Here is a 21,790-nt window from a genome sequence, read left to right on the forward strand (position 1 = left end):
AACAGCGGCCTTCTTTTTTCAGGATGGAAAAGGAAGGCCGTCTTTATTTCATCATTCAAAACCTAACACATGATTTTATGATACAGCACTGCTGTCCTTCTCTGCTGAAAGCCGGGCTTGTCGGCGCACTGGTGATGATCGCCGCGGCCTGCAGCACGCCCTCTGCCGTTGTTGAAACCCCAGAACCGGTACGTATCTACGGTCTTCCCGCTTTCGATGAAGCCCACTACGAACGGGCCGATGCCATGCTCAGCCGAAATGTGATGGGCCTGGTTTTTCGTGACCGTGTGAATACAACCTGGCTGAGCGAATCGCTCTTTTGGTACAGCGTGAATGCCCCCGAGGGCACAGAGTACCACCTGGTGAATACGCAAACCCTGAGCACGAACCCTCTTTTCGACCGCGAGCGCCTTGCCGCTGGCCTGAATACAGCAGATTCAGAAAACGAAGTTTCAGCCGATAATCTGGTCGTTTCGCAGATCACCGTTAGCGGGGATGCCCGTTACATGGAGTTCCGTCACGACGGAAAGCTATGGTACGTTGACCTTGAATCCTACGAAGTAACGCCCCAAAAGCCGGATAACATTACTGCACCGCGCAGCGCCGTGTTTTCGCCGGATGCGCGCTATGCGGCTTTCATACAGGACTATAACCTCTGGGTGCGCGACATGCACACCGGCGATGACATTCAGCTCACCACCGACGGCTCCCACCGTTTCGGCTATTCGACGGACTCACAGGGCTGGACCCGCTCCGCGCGCCCCATCCTGAAATGGTCGCGCGAGGGCTACATGATTTCCACCTATCAGCTCGATGAGCGCAATGTGCCGGAAATGCACATCCTGCGCACCGCACAAAACCGGCCCGAGCTGGTTTCCTGGCCGTACGCCATTCCCTCAGATCCTGACGATCAGGTGCCCATGCACCACCGCGTCGTGATTGATGTGCAGAATCAGGTTCTGGTGCGCTTGCAGGGTGGTCCTTACCATCAGCGTACCTCCAACTGCTGCGGCCTCACCCGCGGCAACGACTGGGCCGACAATCAGTTCATCGACGGCAACCGCAAGCTGGCTTTCGTAGCAACATCACGCGATTACAAAGAAGTGACGCTCAAAATCGCCGACCTCAGAACCGGTGAAATCCGCGACATCTTCCATGAGCGGGATGAAATCTTCATCGAAACCAACCTCAACAGCCGTGGCGTGCCCAACTGGCGCGTGCTTTACGAGCGCGGGCAGTTTATCTGGTTCAGCCGCGAAAGCGACTGGGGGCATCTGTACCTGCACGACCTCGCCACCGGCGAGCGCCTGAACAGCATCACTGAGGGCACATGGAACGTGTCTGACATTCTCCGCCTCGATGAAGAAACCGGCCGTATCTGGTTCACCGCAGTCGGCATCGATCCCGACAAAGATCCCTACGAGGAGTACGTGTACTCGGTACTGCTCGACGGCACCGGCCTGAGCCTGCACACCCCCGATACCGGGCACCACAGCGTGAGCCTCTCACCGGAAGCCGGTTTCCTGGTTGATACCTACTCCACCGTTAACAGCGCGCCGGTTACGGTACTGCGCGATAGCTTCGGCGAAATTCTGCTCACCCTTGAGGAGGCCGACCTCAGCCGACTGTTCGAAGCCGGCTGGCAGTTCCCGACCCCGTTCAGCGCCAAGGCCCGAGACGGCGAAACCGAAATCTTCGGCCTTATGTTCAAGCCGGCCGATTTCGACCCGAATAAGCGCTATCCCATTATCAACTCCATTTATCCGGGGCCGCAGATTGGCAGCGTGGGTACCCGCGGCTTTGCACACAGCCGCCGAGGTCAGGCACAGGCGCTGGCTGAGCTTGGCTTCATCGTTGTTCAGATTGATGCGCTCGGCACGCCCATGCGCTCGCGAAGCTTCCATGCCGCCTATTTAGGTGATATGAGCGACAACGGTCTGCCCGACCAAATCGCGGCCATGCAGCAGCTTGCGGCACAGCACGATTTTATTGACATCAGCCGCGCCGCCATTTACGGACATTCCGGCGGCGGCTTTGCGACAGCCACAGCACTGTTCAATCATGGCGATTTCTTTATGGCAGGCGTTGCCGGTGCCGGTAACATGGATAACCGCGGCTACACCTTCTACTGGGGCGAAAAGTTTCAGGGCCCGTTCGAGCGCTTCGACGACGGCACGGACAGCTTCACCAATCAGGCGCTGCAGCATCAGGTGGAAGGCCTCACGGGGCATCTGCTTATTTCCTACGGCACCATGGATACCAACGTGCACCCCAACACAACGCTTCAGCTCATTGACGCGCTCATTGCCGCCAACAAAGATTTCGAGTTAGTTGTAATGCCCAACCGCGGTCATGGCTATGCCAACGAAAGCTACAAGCTCCGCCGCACCTGGGATTTCTTCGTGCGTCACCTGCACGAAATGGAACCCCCGCGGGAGTACCGCTTCAGGTAAAGTTGTGATGGATTAATTTTTTCGAAGGATGTGTTCCCGGCCCTGCAGCAAAGTTTTGTTGCAGGGCCGTTTTTTTTGGGGATGATGGCACGCGGATTTGGCGGATCGGGCGGGATTTGCGCGGATTTTTGACCGCTGACCGCTGACCGCTGACCGCTGATCGCTGATCGCAGCCTGCAGCCGATAGCAAATTGCAAGAAGATTAATCTGCTTCAAAATCTCCCCGATGCCAAACACAGCCCCGGTCATCCCGAACGTGTATCATTTGGGAGAGAGCAGCCCGGAACCACGGAGCCGGAGCCGCCCCGAAACACGGCAGCATAGAAATGGCCAAGATCTCCTTCGCCGGAACATGCCCGGTTCGAGTTAATGGCACGCGGATTTCAGGGATTGGAGAGGTTTTTTGCGGATTTCAATGTGATGCAGCTCCCTACAATCTTACCGGGTGCATTAAATAGTTTAATACCCGTTTTCTGCTTGAATATCCCGATTCAGCCCGATACTTTAAGGTTTTGTAAACAAGTGCCCAAATATTCAGAAATGCAGATCAATTCTTTTTCCACGCAGGAAACCATCACCCGAAAAAAAGACTACGACAAAATAATTGAGCGGGACCGGGGGAAGCTGCTCATGAGTCAGTTTAAGCTGCGGGATGCCGGGGTGCCGGTCATCATTCTGGTCTCCGGGGGGCAGACCTCCGGCTACACGCGGGTGATGAACCTGCTTAATGAGTGGATGGATACGCGTTTCATCCAAACCCATGTGCACCGGCCCGATTCGGATGAAGAGGCCGACAGGCCATACTTCTGGAAATACTGGCGGCAGTTTCCGGCGGCGGGCAGTACCGGTTTGTTTTTGGGAGGATGGTACACGCAGCCGTTTCTGGAACGCCTGCACGGCAAATGCGACCTCAGCTGTTTCCGCAAACGCATCACCGGCATCAAAGAAATGGAGCAGCTCCTCGCAGTTGACGGCGCCCTTATTGTGAAGATATGGCTGCATCTTGATTACAATCAGAAACAGCAAAACAAGGAGGAAGCCACCAACAACCGGCCGGAAAGTACCTGGCAGGTTACGATGGACGACTGGCAGGGAGACTTCACCTACGATAAAAAAATGGAGCTGGTGTCTGAGCTAACGGAGTCAACCCACAAGCCGCATGCGCCCTGGTTTAAAGTTGACGCTACCGACGCCAACACCTGCGATGTTTCGGTGATGCATCTTCTCACAAAGGTTTTTGAGGAGCACCTCCAAAGGGGCAGCTCTGATACCTCCGCAGTTAACGGCACGCCCCTACCGGAAGTAACCCAAAAACCGCTGGACCGGATCGACCTGAAGGTGAAGCTCAAGCGCAGCCTCTACAAAGAGAAAATGGCCGGTTTTTGGGAAAGTATTTATGTGAAGGCCTGGCAGGCGCATCAGCGCAAGCAGTCCGTTGTGATTGTGCTGGAAGGCTCCGATGCGGCCGGAAAAGGGGGAAGCATCCGCCGCCTGATTCACTGCCTCGATGCGCGCCTGTATCAGGTTATTCAGATTGCCGCACCTACCAAAGAGGAAAAATCACGGCATTATTTGTGGCGTTTCTGGATGCAGATTCCGCGGGCAGGCTTCCTCACCATTTACGACCGCTCCTGGTACGGACGCGTGCTCGTGGAGCGGGTCGAGAATTTTGCCACCGAAGAAGAATGGAAGCGGGCCTACGCCGAAATCAATCACTTTGAAAAACAGCTGACCGAGTCAGGCATCATTGTGCTGAAATTCTGGCTTCAGATCAGCAAGAAAGAGCAGATGAAGCGCTTCAAAAAGCGGGAGAAGACCGATTACAAACAGTACAAGCTCACCGATGAAGACTGGCGCAACCGCAAAAAGTGGGACGAATACGCCGATGCGGTGAATGATATGGTTGCCTACACCGACACCGACTACGCTCCCTGGCACCTTGTTTCTGCTGAGGATAAAAAAAATGCGCGCGTGAGCCTGCTCGAAGCCGTTGAGACCGCGCTCGCTGCCCATGAGCCTGAATCTGAGCCCGTACCCGTGGCGGAACCCCTCCCCGAATCAGAGGCCGGTTTGGAATCGTCGGGGTAATCGGGGCAATAAAAAAACCTGACGGAGTTTGAAATTCCGTCAGGTTTTGGACTGGCTTGAAGCTGTTTAGAAAAAACGGCTTCTTCCGAAGGCTGATTAAAAGGGAATCACTGCCTTGATGCGGTAGTAGATTTCCTCGTTGCGGCCGGTTCCGAAATCACGGAAGGGCTGTGCGTACCCCAGGCTGTGGGCGATTTGAAGGCCTGCGAAATTGAGCTCATTTTTAAGCTCGAAGCCTGTACCGAGGCGGCGTACTGAGCCATCGGCAGGCAGCAGATCGTCATCCCAAACCGCGCCGCCGTCCATAAAGGCCGCTACAGTCGTGCGACCAAGGCTCACAAGCCCGAGAACCTGTGTCTGAAGGCTTGGAAACAGCGGGATGCGGTACTCTACGGTTCCGAAAAGCATGCGGTTGCCGGTCACGTATCCGTCAACCCAGGAGCTGTAGCCACGCACGCGTTCGGTATCGGAGTAGAGGATGTCGAGCCCGGGCAGGCTGTCGCCGAACTGAATATCGTCGTAACGGCTGAAGCCGATGTAATCCTGCCCGAAGCTTTCGCCGTTCTGGAAAATGGCACGTCCGTAGAAGTAGAAGCGGGCATCGCCCAGGCCCGGAAGGATGAGGAAGGCTTTTAGATCAGGCCGTAGGTAATTCGTTTCCCCGCCAAGGGCATCGGTTGCCAGGGTTACGCGGGCTTCGAGGCCGTAGCCTTCGAGGGGATGCACAACATTCCAGGCGTAAGGCACGGATTTGTGAATACGCACCCCGAGGCGCACATCACTCTGCCAGCCGCTTTCGGGGGTGGGCAGGCGCTGAACCCGTGGTGAGGTCCAGTTTCGGTCGGCGTTGGTGTACTCGTAGCGCAGACGGCTGTAGAGTGTTGTTCGGATGAAGGCTGAGTCGAACCAGTCGCGCGGCAGGCTTGCCAGCAGGAAACCGCCTGAGTTGGTTGTAATCAGGAAATCCCGCTCGTAAAACCGCCCGGTAAAACTGTTATGATAGGCGTTAAGGCTGATTGAGGGGCGCAGTTGATTATTGGTATAGCTCAGGAAAAGCAGGCTGTTATCGGTAAAGCTCGGGAAGGATAATGCGCCGACAGCTGTAATCATGTGTTTCGACAGTGGTTCGCTCCAAAGGCTGATGAAGCCTGCCCCGTAGTTATCCGCATCACCGAAAAACGGGAAGGGGATGGTGCTCACATGGCTGATATTGCGCCAGGAGTTGTAGCGGTAGCGATCTGTGATGAGACCCGGATCGGCCGGGATCTCCCGGGCGATGGAGTGCGGCGGCTGATGCGTGAGCCAGCGCGTGTAGGCCGGGTTGATGTCGGGCCGGGGTTCGGCGGCCCGGCGGGAGGCATCGGCGCGGTACACGCGGTTGTCGCTTTTGGAATCGGTCGTAAGCAGGGTAAAGCGCCCCTGTACGTGCAGCGAATCTGCGGGAAGCCACTGCACGGCGCTTGCACCTGTAAACAGCGCCGTTACGCGCTCCTCTACGCTGTCGGTTTCAAAAGCGCTGCGCACAAACAGATTCGGCACCTGATCGCGCATGCTTGTGTAGGCAAGGTAACGGCCGTCCGGACTCCAGAGCGGGTTGCGGTCGTCGGTAACCGGGTCGGTGAATCGCATTTCCCGGCGGCTTTCCAGCTCAAGGACTATGATCTGACGGCTTCCGTCGGCATCGAAGAGGGCATAGGCAAGATGGGTGCCTTCGGGATGCATCGCCATGCGGCCGATCTGCACATCGCCGTGGTGTTCGGTCAGCTTTGTTTCCTGACCGCTTTCAAGGTTGAGGCGGTAGATGTTGCCCGTGCCCGCATCATTCCCGACAAAAAAGATCGTGCTGCTGCCCGTACCAAACTGCGGATTCGAAGCCCGCCTGCTGTGCGTGATCCGTTCGCGCCTGCCCGTCTGGGTATCGATGCGGTACAAATCGTTGATCAGCGAACCGTTGCGGCCCCGCACGTTGGCGGAGTAGGCGATATAGCGTGAATCAGGGCTCCAGCTTACCGGCCCGCTAATGCTGCCGCGGTCCACAACCCGGCGGTTTTGGCGGCTGTTGTTACTGTGCAGGGCAAGCTCAACGACCGGCTTACTCGTGGAATTTAAAGCGATGGAGGCATATTTGGTACCATCCGGGCTGTACTGTACATCGCTGATGATGAGACCGGCGAGGGTATCGGGCTTCACGCCGAGGGAATCGCTGCGCTCCATTTGCCCGGCGAGGGTGTTGTAGTAGATGCTCATGTGCCGGCGCCATTCGTCCTCAAAATCCCGGAAACGCTGACCCGTAACCGCGCGGAACGCATTGTCGAAATTGTGGGTGCGCACGAGCCCGAACAGGGTCGTATCGCGGTGCGCGAGAATTTGCGTGACCAGGGAGTCGCCGTAAGTGGAGGCAAAGTACCGAAGCTGCGCGTTGCCGCTTGCGTACATGAGGCCGCGGTCGCGGATGGATTCATTCCGGCGGAAATCGGGCCTGCCGTCGTAGATGGAAGTCCGCAACAGCTGATCGCCCCGCAGCACGTGCCAGGGCTCGGTGTAATACTGCGCGATGCCTTCAGTCCAGGGTTCGGGCAGGGAGATGCCGGTTGCAACGGCCCCAAAGAGCGGCAGGTTCGATTTCACCGCTTCGAAATGGAAAATGTGGGCGAGCTCATGGGCAAGCACCGTGCGCAGCCACTTTTCGGGACCGCTCCAGGCCTCCGCCACATCATTCAGATTGACCCATATATTCGTGTAAGACCGCCAAAAGGGGACGGCAAAGCCGTTCACGATCTCATCCTCATCGCTGAGGAAAATCCGGATTTTATAATCGAAGGTCACGTTCAGGTTGGCGGAAAGCGCCGCGTAGGTCGCCTCGGCAATGGCCGCCGCTTCGGCTTCAATACCCGCAAGGTGCTCCGGGTAGGTGATAATAAAATGTTCGGTTTCGGCACTCACCCACTTAAGCTCGGGGTGATTGCGCTCATTAAACATTGAAAAACCGAAGTTTTGATCAAAGGCAGGGTGCTGTGCAAAAAGCACAGCAGGTGCAAACAGCATGAGGGCCCCCGAAAACAGGAGCAGGTTTCTGATAGCGCGTTTCATAGGCAAAGTTATGAGTAGTTAAGGAAATGGAATCGCAATCCGTACGATAAAGGGGCAAACAAAGATAGGGTTAATTTTCAAAGAACCTTTGGGGTGAAATGAACAGGGCTGCGGGGGGATGTGAAACCGGACTAGCATTGTGATATCATTAAAAAGGAAAAATCTAACAGTTAACAGCACTACATAAGAGTACCATGTTCACTTGTTGTAAACAATCGTGCGCCCTTACGAAAAACCATAACAGATATGTATCAGGGATTCAGGAAGCTTACATCACACCCCACACCCTCATATATACAAAAATGCCAAAAAGCGCTTTTTGGCTTACATGTTGGCAGGTGCTATATTTACGATTATGGATTTGTCTGTCTGTACATATATCTTCTGCAGTTCCCGAAAATGATTCTGACTCCCTGACAGGCATTTGCACACATTTTATATCAATCAGCCCATCAATCTCTTACGCTAAATCTATGTATCTCGCTGAAGAAGAAATGCGGTTTCTCCGCCTGCTCGCCCAGCAGTATCCTTCAATCCGGGCCGCTTCCACCGAAATTATCAACTTAAGTGCCATCATGGAGCTGCCCAAAGGCACCGAGCACTTTCTTTCGGATATACACGGGGAGAATGAAGCTTTTCTCCATGTACTGCGCAACGGCTCCGGTTCCATAAAGCGGCGCATTACCGAAATCTTCGACGGGGTGCTAAGCCTTCAGGAACAGCAGCAGCTCGCAACGCTGATTTACTACCCCGAGCAGAAAATGCCGCTCATCCTTAAAGATATCCCCAAAGACCGGCAGGGGGAGTGGTACAGCGATACCCTTTTCCGGCTTATTAAAATGTGTCGGGTGTACTCTTCCAAATATACCCGAAACCGCGTAAGGAAGGCGCTCCCTAAAGATTTTGCCTATATCATCGAAGAGCTGCTGCATCAGCAGGAGAGCATCAGCAACCGGCAGGAGTACTACACCAAAATTATCAATTCTATTATCGATACCGGCCGGGGTGGACCCTTTATCGTTGCCCTTTGCTATCTCATTCAGCGGCTCACGATTGCGCGGCTGCACGTAATCGGGGATGTGTACGACCGGGGCCCCGGGGCACACATCATCATGGATAAACTGCTTGAGCATCATTCGGTCGATTTCCAGTGGGGCAATCACGATATCGTTTGGATGGGCGCGGCAGCGGGCAGTGAGGCCTGTATCTGTAATGTCATTCGGGTGTCACTCCGGTATGCCAATATGGAGACACTTGAGAACGGCTACGCCATCAGCATGCTGCCGCTCATTTCTCTCGCGGTTGATTTGTATGGCAACGACCCCTGCACACAGTTTATGCCGAAAGAATGTTCGGACTTCAACTCACACGAACAGATGCTCATGGCGCGTATGCATAAAGCCATCACGGTTATTCAGCTGAAGCTCGAAGGGCAGATTGTACAGCGCAGGCCGCAGTACGGTATGAAAGACCGGCTCATGCTCGATAAAATCAACTTTGACGACGGCACTATAGATATCGGTGAGAAAACCTACTCTTTGGTTGATGCCAACCTGCCGACTATCAACCCGGATGACCCTTACGCACTCTCCGAAGATGAAGCCATTGTGATGGAGAAACTCGTGCTTTCCTTCAAAAACAGTGAGCGGCTTCAGGCGCATACGCGCTTCCTTTTTTCAAAGGGCAGTATGTACCTCACCTTCAATGGGAACCTGCTGTATCACGGGTGCATCCCCATGACCAAAGACGGCAAGCTTGCGCACTTCACCTTTGAGGGCGTTGATCACGGGCCGCGGGCTTTCATGGACCGGCTCGAGCGGCTTGCCCGGCAGGGATACTTTGCCAAAGATGACCCTGAGCAAAAGCTCTATGGTATGGATAGCATGTGGTATTTATGGAGCGGGCCGCAGTCACCGCTGTTCGGTAAGGACAAAATGGCTACTTTCGAGCGCTACTTCATTGCCGAAAAAGAAACCCATACCGAACACAAAAATCCCTACTACCATTATCGTACGGAAGAACCTGTTGCGAAAGCCATCCTGAAAGAGTTCGGCATGAATCCCGAAAAGGGCCACATCCTGAACGGGCACGTTCCGGTTAAGGTGAAAACAGGCGAAGATCCGATTAAAGCAGGCGGTAAACTGCTTGTGATCGACGGCGGCTTTGCAAAAGCCTATCAGAACCAGACCGGTATTGCAGGTTATACCCTCATTTTTAACTCCTACGGCTTGCTGCTTGCGGCTCATCAGCCGTTTGAATCGACCCAAAAAGCCATCGAACAGGGGGATGACATCCATTCACACACCAAAATTGTGGAGCACAACAAAGACCGCATCCGTGTGAAGGATACTGACGACGGCCGCAAAATTCAGCAGACGATTGATGATCTCAAGATGCTGCTCGATGCCTACCGGACCGGCGCTATCAAAGAAATGGAGTGAGCGGCTTGCTTTCCTTTCTTGTAACTCAATTAAAGCTGCGGGAATGGCAGAGGTCATTCCCGCAGCTTTTTAAATTTACGCCAGTACCCGCTCCGGCTCATTCACAAGCAAACCGCCGCGGGCCGTTGCGCCGATCACAAGGGCTGCGCTGATCACCACAAAGTTTTTGAAGATGTACTGCCCCTCCATGGTGAGCCCGTAAGGGAAGCTGGTGAAAACAAGCTCCGGAAAAAGCACGACCGGTGTCATCGTGCCAACCATCTGAAACATGAGCAGTAAGATGGTGAGGCGAAGCCAGCGGCCGGAAATCAGCAGCAGGCCAATGCCTACTTCGAGCGTTGCCAGCATGATGAGGGAGGTTTGCAGGGGAATGACGCCAAATGTGAGCAGGTCAATGGTGGAAGTAGCAAGCTCCTGCGCTGGGCTAAGCCCCGGAACAAATTTGAGAGCACCAAACCAGATAAAGATCAGGCCGATGCTGTAGCGAAGGAGGGAAATACCGTAGCGGGCCATAAGCCCGGTAAGGACGCGATCAATGTAATCGAACAGAATTTTCATGATAAGTATTTTCAGTTCAGGCAGTTGTGAATAGTATTTGTGAATCTACCTATCTCTCGTGAAAACAGTATGTAGGGGCAAGGGGCGCATCCCCCTAAAACCAAAAGAGCGCTTTCCCCTTTACGGAAAAGCGCTCTCACACAGGCAAAAAACCTCCACTAAATCCAAAACATCAGAAAAGTAAACCTCTCTTTATTTTTGGGAGAACTCCGTGCGCATCACGGTCTTTAGTGCCATCCCGAAAGCTCCACACCCTACGGCAAGTCCCTTGCTTTTTGGGTGCCGCTGCTCCCACATATCACGGTTTTGGAACAGCGCATTTCAAGACGTACAAAACAAAAATTACAGCACTTACCTGTTGGTTAATAAGCTTCCGCTTAATCGGTGAAGGGGTTAAGCCCCATTACGTACCAGGCGAAGGCGTAGCGGTCGGTCCATTCGCTGATGACGGACTCCGTGCTGCGGCCTGCACCGTGCCCGGCACGGGTTTCGATGCGGATCAGCACCGGGTTGTCGCCCGCGTGTTTGGCCTGCAGCTCAGCCGCGAATTTGAAGGAGTGCGCAGGAACAACGCGGTCGTCGTGGTCGGCGGTGGTGATCATGGTTGAGGGGTAGCGTACGCCCTCGCGCACGTTGTGTACCGGGGAGTACCCAAGCAGGTATTTGAACATTTCTTCGCTCTGTTCAGAAGTGCCGTAGTCGAAGGCCCAGCCGGCACCCGCAGTGAAGGTGTGGTAGCGCAGCATATCGAGCACACCGACGGCCGGAAAAGCAACGGCGGCAAAATCAGGCTGCTGCGTCATCACCGCGCCAACCAGCAGACCCCCGTTGGAGCCGCCAGCTATGGCGATGCGGTCGTGCGAGGTATAGCCCTGCTCAACCAGGAAATTGCCGGCCGCGATGAAGTCATCAAACACATTTTGCCGGTTTTTTTGGATGCCGGCATGGTGCCAGCGCTCGCCGTATTCCCCGCCGCCGCGAATGTTAGGCTGCGCGTAAATGCCGCCGTTCCGCAGCCAGGTGAGGTGCGCAATGCTGAAGGAAGGGCGCAGGCTCACGTTGAAGCCGCCATAAGCGTAGAGGTAGGTCGGGTTGGTACCGTCAAGTTCGAGACCTTTTTTGTAGGTGATGAACATCGGGATGCGGGTGCCGTCTTTGCTTTCATAAAACACCTGCTCGGTTACAAAGTCTTCGGGATTGAAATCGATTTCCGGGGTCCAGTACAGCTCGGAGGTACCGTTTTCGATGTCGTACGCGAAAATGGTGGCCGGGTAGGTGAAGCTCGTGAAGGTGTAAAAAAGCGTGGTTTCATGGCTGCGGGCCGAGAAGCCGCCGGCGGTTCCGGCTGTCGGGAGCGCCACATCGCGAACGTGCTCACCGGCAAGCGTGAACTGCTTAACCTGCGTCTGCACATCAACGAGGTAGCTTGCGAAGAGGTAGTTTCCGGCGCGGCTTACGCTGAGCACGTGTTCGGTCTCGGGGATCACGTCGGTCCAGTTTTCGGGCTGCGGCTGTGCGGCGTTCACGCGTACAAGCCGGTAGTTGGGTGCCCCGAGATTGGTGTAGATGTAGAGGTAGCCCTCGTTGGTGGTAATTACGGAGGCATCGCTGTCGAAACCGCTCAGTACGGGCCTGAGTGCCGGGTTTTCAGCATCAAAATCCATCACATAAAGCTCATTTCCTGAAGTGCTTACCGAGGCTGAAACGATCAGGAAGCGCTGATCTTCAGAAACCCCTCCGAAGATGTACCGGCGCGGGGTAATTTCGCCGCCAAACACCAGCTGATCTTCGCTTTGCGGCGTGCCGATGCGGTGGTAGTACAGCTTGTGCAGGTCGGTCATGGCCGAAAGCTGACTTCCGTCGGGTTTGTCGTAGCTGCTGTAGTAAAAGCCTTCGGTGCCGCGCCATGAAATCCCGGAAAACTTCACGTCAACGAGGGTGTCGCCAACGGCTTCCATGGTTTCGGTGTCGATTACGATAATTTTGCGCCAGTCGGAGCCGCCTTCGGAGATTGAGTAGGCCAACAGGGAACCATCGCGGGTGAAGCTCATCCCGGCCAGCGAAGTGGTGCCGTCTTCTGAAAAAGTGTTGGGGTCAAGAAAAACCTCCGCATCGCCGCGAACGCCGCGCTTGCGGAAAACGACCGAATGATTTTGCAAGCCGTCGTTACGGGAAAAGTAGTACCACTCGCCGTGGCGCACCGGCGCTGATTCCCGCACGTAGTTCCAGTCGGCCGTGAGCTGTTCGCGAATCAGACTCCGGAAGGGAATCTGCTCCAGAAAGTCGAAGGTCACTTCGTTTTGCGCCTGCACCCAGGCCTTGGTTTCGTCGGAGAGGTCGTCTTCGAGCCAGCGGAAGGGATCGGCGACCTCATGACCAAAGTACACATCCACATGATCGCTTTTGCGGGTTTCGGGATAGGGCAACAGGCGGGGCCGCTCAGCTTCAGCATGAACGGAAGCACGGGCTGTTGCGCCCGCACTTGCACTTGCAGATTGGGCTTGTGCCGTTGATATGGGGCCGAAGCCCGTCATCATCCCAAAAAAGAAAAGGGAGGATAAAAAAACAGTCAGATTCATCGTCAATAATTTTGTGATTGGTTGATTGATGCTAAACAGCTTTGGTAAGCAGCTCACGGAAAGCCTCGAAAGAAGCGGGCATCGCCGTGGATTTTTTGGTACGGCTTTGCAGTTTTTCGAGGGCGGGGGGCAGGGTGATGTGTTTCGAGACCTCATCGGGCATCACGTCGCCGAATTTTGCCGGATGGGCGGTTGCGAGCACAACGCCGGTTGTATCCTCAATAAAATCAGACCGCTTGCGCTCCCACGCTTTCAGACCAACAGCGGTGTGCGGGTCGGCAATATAGCCAAATTCCTTCCAGGTTTGCAGAATGCATGCGCGGGTGTCGTCGTCATTCACAAAATCCGCGAGAATGCCGGCTTTGATGCTTTTGTGATCTCTGCCGCAGAGGTCAAAAATCCGCTCGAAGTTGCTGGGGTCGCCCACATCCATGGCATTGCTGATGGTGCGGATTGAGGGCCGCGGTTCGTAGCGCCCGGTTTCGATGAAGTCAACAAAGGTTTTGTTTTGGTTGGTCGCAGCTACATATCCGCCGACAGGCATGCCCATCAAGAACGCGAGCACTCCGGCCGTGAGGTTGCCAAAGTTGCCGCTTGGCACGATAAAGACCGGCGGTTCGCCGATCCCCTGTTCCTGAAGCTGCGCAAGCGCCCGGGCGTAGTACACCATCTGAGGCAGCAGCCGCCCGATATTGATGGAATTGGCTGAGGTGAGGTTCATCCGGGCACGGAGCGCTTCATCCGAAAAAGCCTGCTTCACCAGCCGCTGACAGTCATCGAAGGTGCCGTCAACCTCGAGGGCGGTCACGTTGCCGCCGAGGGTTGTGAACTGCTTTTCCTGAAGCGCGCTCACCTTGCCGGAAGGGTAGAGCACCCAAACATGGATGCCCTCCACGCCGAAAAAGCCGTCGGCGACGGCCGCGCCGGTATCGCCGGAGGTGGCGGTAAGTACGTGCAGGGTTTCGCCGGGTTTGCGCAGCAGCTGTGCCATGAGGCGGCCCATGGTGCGGGCGGCAAAATCTTTGAAAGCGAGCGTTGGCCCGTGGAAAAGCTCGAGCACATAGGTGTACTCGCTAAGGCGTACAAGCGGTGCATCGAAGTTGAGGGCGTCGTTAATCAGCGGCTCAAATATGTCGTCGCTGAGGTCATCTTCCAGCCAGGGCAGAAGCAGGATGCGGCCGAGTTCGGATACGGACATGCCTGCAATATTATGCCAGAAGTCAGGGGTATAGGCCGGCACCTGATCGGGAATGTAGAGTCCGCCGTCGGGGGCAAGGCCCAGGCGCAGGGCTTCAGGGAAAATGGTGTGTTCTTCGGGCTTGGCGTTGGGCTGACGGGTAGAGCGGTAGAGAATCACGGTTTTAAATTGGGTGAAGGATGTTTTTTTCGATGGATGGGGTTCCGGGCGGGGAGAAAATCAGGGTGGCTAAAAAGCCGGATTTTTTTAGTAGCGGGTAAAGGATTCTTTTAATTGATGGCGGCAAATCATCAGCTGAAACTGTATGTAATTCTCATGAACCGATGCGGATATTTGAATAGCATTTTACGCATCATGATTAATAACAGAAATGGGAGCTGATGTTGACTAATTGAATGTGGAAGCATTTTTGAAATCATCTGCAAGCTCTACATCATTATAACCGAAAAGAGACACACCGTATTTCCCCAACAGCTCCACAAATGCCCTTTTTGATATCCCGACGATCTCAGCTGCCTGACCCGAGCTTAATCTTCCGTCTTCGAAAAGCTTTGAAGCGATCATCATCTTCAGCTCGAATTCGTTCACTTTTGCACTGTCGGGTATTTTTACGGTGAAAACATTCATCACATTAATCCCTTACTTTTGTGGTTGGTTGTTTTGCGAACAGGAAAAAATAGTAAGATAAGAAGCAGAAAAATAAGTGATTCCGGCTGTTCACCTGATTTTTAAGTTAGGGATGCTTTTCCCGACTTACAATATGCGTACAACCGGTCCCTGACGGTTCAGGGAGGAGACGTAGGTCTCGCTTTCGAGGCCGGCTTTGTTGAGGGCGGTTTGCATGGCGGCGGCCACTTCGGCCGCTTTTGCTTCTCCGCGGGAGAGCGCAAAAACCGACGGACCCGAACCCGAAATACTGCACCCGAGCGCACCGGTCTGCATCGCGGCCTGTTTGATCATATCGAAGCCGGGGATGAGCAGCGAGCGGGTCGGCTCAAAGATGATGTCGTTGAGCGAGCGGCCGATCAGCTGATAGTTGCGCTCGTAAAGCCCCGCGATGAGGCCTCCGAGGTTGGACCACTGCACCACGGCATCCTCGAGGCGGATGCGGCGGCGGAGTACGTTGCGGGCATCTTCCGTGAGGATTTCCACATGCGGATGAATTACGCTGCACCAAAGTTCTTCAGGCACGGGCAGCTGCACCACATCGAGCGGCGCGTAGCTGCGGATCAGCACGAAGCCGCCAAGCAGGGAGGGGCCCACATTATCGGCATGGGCAACGCCGCAGGCTGCGCGCTCGCCTTCCATCGCAAACCGGAGGAGTTCCCCGCGTTCAAAAGGCGAACCGATGAGCTCATTCACCGCAACAACGGCGGCAACCGAGCTTGCCGAACTTGAACCAAGCCCACTTCCGAGCGGCATTTTCTTGTGGATTTCCATCTCAATGCCGCCCGTATACCCGGTTTCACTGAGCAGCGCCAGCGCGCTTACGCCGGCCGTATTTTTTTCGGTTGAAAGCGGGAGTCTGCCTCCGTCGCCGGTAATTTTGGTAATCCGCAGACCGGGCGTGCCGGATTTCCGGACGATGACTTCATCGCCGGGTTCATGGATTGCGAAGCCCAGGGCGTCGAAACCGCAGGCCACATTGGCGACCGTAGCCGGGGCAAAAACAGAAACGGACATAAAAAATGAAAAAGGTGAAGGATTTGCTTAGCGCAGCGCTGATTTAATGATGTCGGCCACAACCCCGCTTGCCGTTACTTTTGGGCCGGCGCCGGGTCCCGCCACAACCATGGGACGGTTGCTGTAGCAGTCGGAATGGATGAGGATGAGGTTATCCGTGCTTTGTAGCCCGTAGCAGGGGTGCGACTGCTCAACCTGCTGCAGGGAGATGCGCGCGCCGTTCGCATCTACTTTGGCGATGTAGCGCAGTTTTTTGCCGGCATCGCGGGCCTGCTCGTACCGGGCTTTGAAGGCGTCGTCTACCGAGGGCAGATCTTTGAGGAAAGTTTCGGTATCGGGCGCTTCAAAAAGGGATGCGGGCAGCAGGGGCTCCATGCTGATGTCCGCAAGCTCGAGGCTGAGCCCGATTTCGCGGGCGAGGATGAGCAGCTTCCGGGCCACATCCATGCCGTTGAGGTCATCGCGCGGGTCAGGTTCGGTGAAGCCTTTTTCGCGGGCCTCGGCAACAAGCTGCGAAAAGGGGCGGCTGCCGTCGTACTCGTTGAACAGGTAGCTGAGCGTACCGGAAAGCACGCCTTCGACTGAGTGGATGCTGTCGCCGGTGTGGTGCATTTCCTGCAGGGTTTTGATCAGCGGCAGGCCGGCGCCGACATTGGTTTCGTACAGAAAGGAAACATCGCGGCGGGCTGCTTCGCGGTGCAGCGCAAGGTAGCGGCTCATGCTGCCGCTGCACGCTTTTTTGTTGGGCGTAACGATGGAAATGCTGTTTTTGAGGATGCGCTCATAAGCTGAGGCAATTTCCTCCGAGCTCGTGCAGTCCACGATGATGCTGTTGGGAAGGTTCAGCTCAGCGGTGTGTTTCAGGAAGGTGTCGGGCGTCATCGGGCCGCCTTTGGCTTCGAGCTGCTGTTTCCAGCCGTCATCATCCAGCCCGTTCAGATCAAACAGCATTTTCCGGCTGTTGCACATTCCGATGATGCGCAGATCAACTTTAAGCGTTTCCCGCAGTTTTTCGCGCTGCTTGTGCAGCATGTCGATGGCGGTACTGCCGATGAGGCCGACCCCGATGAAAAACAGGTTCACGGTTTTCAGACCGGAGAGGAAGAAGGCATCATGAATGGCGATGAGGGCTTTTTGCTCGTCTTTGCGGCTAATGACCACCGAAATATTCAGCTCGGATGAGCCCTGCGCGATGGCTGAGACATTCACCCCGTTGCGGCCCAGTGCCTGAAAAACCTTGCCGGCTATGCCCGGGGTTGAGCGCATGTTTTCACCCACAACGGCCACAACGCACATGTTGTCTTCCACAATTACATCGGATATGCGGCCGCGCTGCACTTCGAAGTCAAATTCCGCCATAATGACCTGACGACTCAGGGCGGCCTGTTCCGGACTTACCGCAAAGCAAACTGAGTGCTCACTCGAGGCCTGCGAAATGAGGATGGTGTTGATACCCGCTTTGGCGAGCGCACCAAAAATGCGCTGAGCCACGCCCACAACACCAATCATGCCGGCGCCCTGCACGCGCACAAGCGCCACATGACCGATGGAGGAAATGCCTTTCACCGGAAGCTCTGTTTTGTCAGGCTCCCCGGAAACGAGGGTGCCGATGGCATCTGGCGCGAAAGTGTTCTTGATCCAAATCGGGATATTTTGCGCCATAGCAGGCTGCATTGTCGGCGGGTAGATCACTTTGGCGCCGAAGTGCGACATTTCTTGCGCTTCCTCATAGGTGACGTGCTGCACCGGGAAAGCCTTGCGGACCTTGCGGGGGTCGGCGGTCATGATGCCGCTTACATCGGTCCAGATTTCGATGGCCTCAGCATCGAGGCAGGCTCCCAAAATGGAAGCCGTAAGGTCAGAGCCGCCCCTGCCGAGGGTTGTGGTAACGCCTTTGTTTGTTGAGCCGATGAAGCCGGTCACGATCTGTACTTCCGGGTGTTTCGCAAAATGTTTGCCGAGCAGCTCGCGGGTTGTTTCCATATCGGCCAGAGCCTGACCAAAACGGTCATCCGTTCTGATAACCGTGCGGGCATCGAGATAACCGGCGGGGATGCCTCTGTCGGTGAGGGTGCGGCTGATGATGTAATTGCTGAGGCGTTCACCGAAACTCATGATGAAATCGAGGGTACGGGGGGTGAATTCGCCCACCAGCTGAATGCCCTGAAGCACATCTTCGAGCTCGTTCAGCATCATTTTAACCTGCCCCATTACCTGACTTTGGTTGGCAACTGAAATCAGCTCACGGGCCGCGCTGATGTGGCGGAGCTCGAGTTCTTTGAAGGAGCGGGTGAAGTCCTCATCGCCCGATTCGGCCTGCCTTGCCATGGCAATAAGCTGATCGGTTACGCCTCCGAAGGCCGAAAAAACAACGGCCCGGCAGTTGCGCTCCCGGGCTTTGGAAACAATGTTTACTACATCGAGGATACGCTGAGGCGTTGCGACGGAAGAACCGCCGAATTTGAGGATTCTCATAGCTTTGTAAATCGTAAATTCTAAAACCGGTGTCTGTTAAAAACAAGCCCGAATAATACGTAAAAAAGCCCTCAGTTGAATCCCCAAATTGGGTTGAGCCCCGGTTCAGGTGCCGCAAAACGTCCGGTAATCGCCATCACCATCCTCAGGGGGAGCGGTCAGATTCCGGCGCAGTCCGGCTTCTGAGGCTTCCGGGCGGCGGTAGGGCTGTTTCAGCTCTGAAAGCAGCTCATGGAAAAAGCGGTAGTCATCTTTGAAAGCTGCTTCCGTGAGTGCTTTCTCGACCTGATGGTTTCTGGGGATGATGAAGGGATTGTGGCTTTGCATCAGCTGCCGTGCCTGTGCTTCACCGCCGGGATTTTGCAGCTGTCGTTCGCGGATTTTCTGAATAAGGGCTGTGAAGCCATCCCCCGAAGGAACACCTTCCAGCAATTCAGCACTGTTTTCGAGGTATAAAAAGGAATTGGTGAAATCGGATTCCTGCTGCTGCATGAGTTTTAGAAAGTCGTCGGTAAGGCCTCGGTCGCCATCCCCTTTTACCTCAGCAATCCCAAGTTTGGCTGCCATGCGGCTGTACCAACTTTGCTGAAACAGCTCGTCAAAATTTTCAAGGATTTCCAGAGCGCTTTTTTTTGCTTTTTCCGGGTCTGCATCAATCAGCGGCAGCAGCGTGCCGGCCAAAACGCCGAGGTTCCATTTCGCGATGCCCGGCTGATTCCCCCAGGCGTAGCGCCGGCCCGCATCGATGGAGCTGAAGGTTGTTTTGGGGTTGAAACGGTTCATGAAGGCACAGGGTCCATAGTCAATGGTTTCCCCGGAGAGCGCCATATTATCGGTGTTCATCACCCCGTGAATAAACCCTGCTGACATCCATTTGGTGATGAGGCTGATCTGAAGCGCCATCGCACTTCGGAGCAAATCGAGGGCTTTCTGACTGCTTTCGGTTAGCTCCGGAAAATGGCGGTCGATGGTGTAGTCGAGCAGCTGCTCAAGCGCTTCGGCAGGCAGGAACCGCCGGGCGAACTCAAAGGTGCCAACCCTGATGTGGCTCGAACTCACCCGCGTGAGCACTGCGCCTTTGTGCATGCGGGTGCGGTAAACCTGCTCACCGGTTTCGGCAACAGCCAGGCTGCGCGAGCTGGGAATCTGAAGCCCGTGCATGGCTTCGCTGATGAGGTACTCCCGAAGCATGGAGTAAAGCGTTGCGCGGCCGTCGCCGCCGCGGGAGTAGGGCGTGCGACCGCTGCCCTTGAACTGAATATCGAACAGCTGCCCGCCCGGGGTTTTTTGTTCCCCCAAAAGTACAGCGCGGCCATCGCCCAGCATGGTAAACTGCCCGAACTGATGCCCGGCGTACGCCTGCGCAATCGGCGATGCCTGCTCAGGAAGCTCGCTGCCGCTGAAGAGGGCGGCCTTCTCAGCAGACGAAAGCTCACTGAAGACGAGCCCCAGCTCAGCGGCGAGGCCGTCATTAAAAAGCACCAGTGACGGTGACTCAGCGGGCTGAGGCTTCACCTGCGAAAACATCATGGGGTGCAGGTTCTGATAGGTAGTTTGAAAATTCCAGCCGGGGTTCAAAGTTGGTTCAGGCATCAGATTTCAGGGCGTGTTTGACAAGCTCATTCATGGGGATAAAATTCAGGGCTTCGATAGCGGTAGCCTCAAGTTCGACCTGCGGCGCACAGCCATGTTCGAGGGCTTCCTTCCAGCGCAGGGCACACAGGCACCAGCGATCGCCGGCTTTTAGACCAGGAAAACGGTAGTCAGGTCTGGGTGTGATCAGATCGTTACCCCGGGAAAGAGAGAATTGCAGAAATTCATCGGTCATTACAGCACAAACCACATGCCTGCCTGAATCAAAGGTATCGGTTCGGCAAAGGCCATCTCGATAAAAACCGGTAAGAGGATCGGTACAGCAGCTTTTGAGAGGTTCATTAAAAATGTTTTTGTCAGCCATAGCATAAAATTTGTGATAAAGACAGATAGTAGTTCGAATAAAAGGATAAAACAGAGCAGAGCCGGAATCAATTCAAAAAGGCAGGAAATAGGAAAAATAAATTGCAAAACCGGAAAAATGTCTGTAAATTAAAGACAGAATTCCAGAAGAAGTCAAAAACACCAAACAAGGAGGTTACATGTCAGATTCTCACGATGCGCACGAGCTTTCGTGCGCTGTACACTCAGCCGCAGAAAAATACGAAATAACCCCCAACAACAATCTCGCCATGGTACACATCGCTCAGGGCGGCCTGCCTGCCTCCTCATTTAACGAACTGCTCCTCATTACCGGCTTCAGCAAAGATGAGCTCGCAGCCGTGCTCGGTATTTCCTACAAAACCGTGCAGCGCTACGAAAAAGAAAACAAGCGTTTCAACGCCCTCAACAGCGAGCAGCTGCTCAAAATCATAAGCCTCTATCAAAAAGCCGGCGAAATCTTCGAAGATCTCAACGCCTTCAACCGCTGGCTGCGCAAACCGGCTTATGGCTTAGGTAATGAAGTTCCCGTAAGCCTGCTCACAACCTCCGGCGGCATCGATCTCATACGCGAAGAGCTGCTGCGTATCGAGTACGGTGCACTTGCATAAGCCCGAATCTTATGCTTGTTTACCGTATTACTCTTGCCAAATGGGCCGGCGTGCTCACCGCATCGGGGCAGCCGGCCCGCTGGAACTCGCGGGGCACATTCGTGCTCTACACGGCCTCAAGCAGGGCATTGGCCTGCCTCGAAAATGTGGTGCATTTAAGCGGCGAACGAACGGGGCTGCGGTATAAGATCACCGAGATCGAAATTCCGGACAGCTGTTCAAAGCATATCATTCTGCCGGCGGCATTACCCAAAGGCTGGCATAAACCCGGGAACTATCATCTTTGTCAGCCGTTCGGTGATGACTGGGCAGCCGCCGCAAAGTCTCTGGTGCTCGTTGTTCCTTCTGCCATTATTCAGGATGAACAAAATATCCTCATCAATACGGCACATCCTCAGCTACCCTTGGTTAGTGTAACTGATATTCGCGATTTCACATTCGATGAGCGCCTTTAAGAGGGGAGTTGTTCCGGCGGGTTCATTTAAGATTACATTCTGCGGCAGCTGATTAACATCATTTATCGGCAGCAGTGATGCAGCAAAAGTATTTTCAGAGGTTCAAAAAGAACAGCCGGTATTACTGATGGTGTCATTTTTCCAAACCGGACCGCGTAAACTAACCGGTTATCTGTCATTTTTTT

The 21,790-nt window shown here is 54.8% G+C and carries 14 protein-coding genes; 5 read left to right on the top strand and 9 right to left on the bottom strand.

The genetic code is table 11. The features are described from left to right. Positions 1 to 77 precede the first annotated feature (77 nt). Positions 78 to 2,453 (top strand): DPP IV N-terminal domain-containing protein, encoded by a 2,376-nt coding sequence (locus LAT75_RS02390; RefSeq protein WP_291481021.1) that lies wholly within the window; start codon positions 78 to 80, stop codon positions 2,451 to 2,453. Positions 2,454 to 2,993: 540 nt separating this feature from the next. Continuing rightward, entirely contained in the window at positions 2,994 to 4,541 is a 1,548-nt protein-coding gene (gene pap, locus LAT75_RS02395; RefSeq protein ID WP_291481022.1) for a polyphosphate:AMP phosphotransferase, read from the top strand. Between the two features lie 96 nt (positions 4,542 to 4,637). Here pap and LAT75_RS02400 read toward each other — a convergent pair whose 3' ends face one another. Next, positions 4,638 to 7,631 carry a hypothetical protein gene (locus LAT75_RS02400; RefSeq protein WP_291481023.1) on the bottom strand — a complete coding sequence of 998 codons (2,994 nt, stop codon included), beginning with the start codon at positions 7,629 to 7,631 and terminating at the stop codon, positions 4,638 to 4,640. A 473-nt stretch (positions 7,632 to 8,104) separates the two neighbouring features. Here LAT75_RS02400 and LAT75_RS02405 point away from each other — a divergent pair, with 473 nt between their 5' ends. Next, a complete protein-coding gene (locus tag LAT75_RS02405) occupies positions 8,105 to 10,072 on the top strand; it encodes a fructose-1,6-bisphosphatase (RefSeq protein WP_291481024.1) in 1,968 nt (655 codons plus the stop codon). Positions 10,073 to 10,147: 75 nt separating this feature from the next. On the opposite strand, the gene LAT75_RS02410 is transcribed toward LAT75_RS02405, so the two are convergent. The 8 genes from LAT75_RS02410 to LAT75_RS02445 form a co-directional block, all read right to left on the bottom strand. Further along, complete coding sequence (locus LAT75_RS02410; RefSeq protein WP_291481025.1) at positions 10,148 to 10,630, bottom strand: DoxX family membrane protein; 483 nt, start codon at positions 10,628 to 10,630, stop codon at positions 10,148 to 10,150. Positions 10,631 to 11,007: 377 nt separating this feature from the next. Beyond that, on the bottom strand, positions 11,008 to 13,209 hold the full coding sequence (locus LAT75_RS02415) for a prolyl oligopeptidase family serine peptidase (RefSeq protein ID WP_291481026.1): 2,202 nt from the start codon (positions 13,207 to 13,209) through the stop codon (positions 11,008 to 11,010). Positions 13,210 to 13,240: 31 nt separating this feature from the next. Then, complete coding sequence (thrC, locus tag LAT75_RS02420; RefSeq protein ID WP_291481027.1) at positions 13,241 to 14,566, bottom strand: threonine synthase; 1,326 nt, start codon at positions 14,564 to 14,566, stop codon at positions 13,241 to 13,243. A 228-nt stretch (positions 14,567 to 14,794) separates the two neighbouring features. Further along, the gene (locus LAT75_RS02425) at positions 14,795 to 15,034 is read right to left on the bottom strand and encodes a UPF0175 family protein (RefSeq protein ID WP_291481028.1); all 240 of its coding nucleotides are present in this window, start codon (positions 15,032 to 15,034) and stop codon (positions 14,795 to 14,797) included. Positions 15,035 to 15,160: 126 nt separating this feature from the next. Next, positions 15,161 to 16,090, bottom strand: a complete 930-nt coding sequence (locus LAT75_RS02430) for a homoserine kinase (protein ID WP_291481029.1) — start codon at positions 16,088 to 16,090, stop codon at positions 15,161 to 15,163. 27 nt (positions 16,091 to 16,117) lie between these two features. Next, positions 16,118 to 18,565 carry a bifunctional aspartate kinase/homoserine dehydrogenase I gene (gene thrA, locus LAT75_RS02435; protein WP_291481030.1) on the bottom strand — a complete coding sequence of 816 codons (2,448 nt, stop codon included), beginning with the start codon at positions 18,563 to 18,565 and terminating at the stop codon, positions 16,118 to 16,120. Positions 18,566 to 18,670: 105 nt separating this feature from the next. After that, on the bottom strand, positions 18,671 to 20,158 hold the full coding sequence (locus LAT75_RS02440; protein ID WP_291481031.1) for a protein adenylyltransferase SelO: 1,488 nt from the start codon (positions 20,156 to 20,158) through the stop codon (positions 18,671 to 18,673). Then, complete coding sequence (locus LAT75_RS02445; protein ID WP_291481032.1) at positions 20,151 to 20,522, bottom strand: DUF2237 domain-containing protein; 372 nt, start codon at positions 20,520 to 20,522, stop codon at positions 20,151 to 20,153. The genes LAT75_RS02440 and LAT75_RS02445 overlap by 8 nt, the downstream gene beginning before the upstream one ends. 178 nt (positions 20,523 to 20,700) lie before the next feature. Here LAT75_RS02445 and LAT75_RS02450 point away from each other — a divergent pair, with 178 nt between their 5' ends. Then, positions 20,701 to 21,150 (top strand): antitoxin Xre/MbcA/ParS toxin-binding domain-containing protein, encoded by a 450-nt coding sequence (locus tag LAT75_RS02450; RefSeq protein WP_291481033.1) that lies wholly within the window; start codon positions 20,701 to 20,703, stop codon positions 21,148 to 21,150. 11 nt (positions 21,151 to 21,161) lie between these two features. Then, positions 21,162 to 21,605 (top strand): RES family NAD+ phosphorylase, encoded by a 444-nt coding sequence (locus LAT75_RS02455; protein ID WP_291481034.1) that lies wholly within the window; start codon positions 21,162 to 21,164, stop codon positions 21,603 to 21,605. The last annotated feature ends 185 nt before the right edge of the window (positions 21,606 to 21,790 follow it).

It is taken from the genome of Cyclonatronum sp., from assembly GCF_022565315.1.
Taxonomy (GTDB): Bacteria; Bacteroidota; Rhodothermia; order Balneolales; family Cyclonatronaceae; genus Cyclonatronum.

Bases quoted from the DNA above. Each gene is read 5' to 3' on its own strand.
- LAT75_RS02445 (WP_291481032.1), bottom strand. From the start codon at position 20,522: ATGGCTGACAAAAACATTTTTAATGAACCTCTCAAAAGCTGCTGTACC.
- LAT75_RS02430 (WP_291481029.1), bottom strand. From the start codon at position 16,090: ATGTCCGTTTCTGTTTTTGCCCCGGCTACGGTCGCCAATGTGGCCTGC.
- LAT75_RS02455 (WP_291481034.1), top strand. From the start codon at position 21,162: ATGCTTGTTTACCGTATTACTCTTGCCAAATGGGCCGGCGTGCTCACC.
- LAT75_RS02450 (WP_291481033.1), top strand. From the start codon at position 20,701: ATGTCAGATTCTCACGATGCGCACGAGCTTTCGTGCGCTGTACACTCA.
- LAT75_RS02440 (WP_291481031.1), bottom strand. From the start codon at position 20,158: ATGCCTGAACCAACTTTGAACCCCGGCTGGAATTTTCAAACTACCTAT.
- LAT75_RS02400 (WP_291481023.1), bottom strand. From the start codon at position 7,631: ATGAAACGCGCTATCAGAAACCTGCTCCTGTTTTCGGGGGCCCTCATG.
- LAT75_RS02405 (WP_291481024.1), top strand. From the start codon at position 8,105: ATGTATCTCGCTGAAGAAGAAATGCGGTTTCTCCGCCTGCTCGCCCAG.
- pap (WP_291481022.1), top strand. From the start codon at position 2,994: ATGCAGATCAATTCTTTTTCCACGCAGGAAACCATCACCCGAAAAAAA.
- LAT75_RS02425 (WP_291481028.1), bottom strand. From the start codon at position 15,034: ATGAATGTTTTCACCGTAAAAATACCCGACAGTGCAAAAGTGAACGAA.
- thrA (WP_291481030.1), bottom strand. From the start codon at position 18,565: ATGAGAATCCTCAAATTCGGCGGTTCTTCCGTCGCAACGCCTCAGCGT.
- LAT75_RS02410 (WP_291481025.1), bottom strand. From the start codon at position 10,630: ATGAAAATTCTGTTCGATTACATTGATCGCGTCCTTACCGGGCTTATG.
- LAT75_RS02415 (WP_291481026.1), bottom strand. From the start codon at position 13,209: ATGAATCTGACTGTTTTTTTATCCTCCCTTTTCTTTTTTGGGATGATG.
- LAT75_RS02390 (WP_291481021.1), top strand. From the start codon at position 78: ATGATACAGCACTGCTGTCCTTCTCTGCTGAAAGCCGGGCTTGTCGGC.